The 587-nt window shown below is 42.9% G+C and carries 1 pseudogene; it reads right to left on the minus strand.

Features of this window, described 5'->3' with window-relative positions:
* Nucleotides 1-587, minus strand: a pseudogene (locus HC733_RS23725) (IS3 family transposase); the annotation flags it as partial.

A 587-nucleotide genomic window follows, 5' to 3' on the forward strand; every position in this document is an offset into this window, starting at 1 on the left:
TACGCTTTTAGCATCGCTTTACTTACTAAGTCTGTCGTCATGCGCTTATCGATGTGCCAACCGACGATTCGTCTGGAGTATAAATCCATTACTATTGCTAGGTACATCCAGCCTTCACCTGTTCTCAAGTACGTGACATCACCAGCCCAAACTTGATTTGCAGCTACTGGATTGAAGTTTTGATTCAATAAGTTATCAGCTACGCTATCACTGTGCTTGCGCTTCGTCGTCACCTTATAAGCAACCCGTTGTGTCACGGTTAAGCCGAGCTTTTTCATGAGCTGTTGAACTCCATAATTACTCACCTGAAAGCCCTCCTTGCATAACCGTTTCTTTAACTCTCGGTAACCCAAGCTATTTCGACTGCTTTTAAAAATAGCTTTGGCTCTTCGATATAGATTAAGCTGCTCAGGTGCAATGCGCTTCAAAGGCCTATTCAGCCAAGCATAATAAGCACTGCGACTCACTCCTATTACTCTGCAAAGCTGCGTAACAGGAAATATCGACGAGAGTTGTTTTATCGTTTTAAACGCTATTTGGTTTCTTTTAGCAAGAGGGCACTGGCCTTTTTTAGGATTTCCTTTTCC

The organism is Pseudoalteromonas sp. S16_S37, assembly GCF_014694405.1.
Lineage (GTDB): Bacteria > Pseudomonadota > Gammaproteobacteria > Enterobacterales > Alteromonadaceae > Pseudoalteromonas.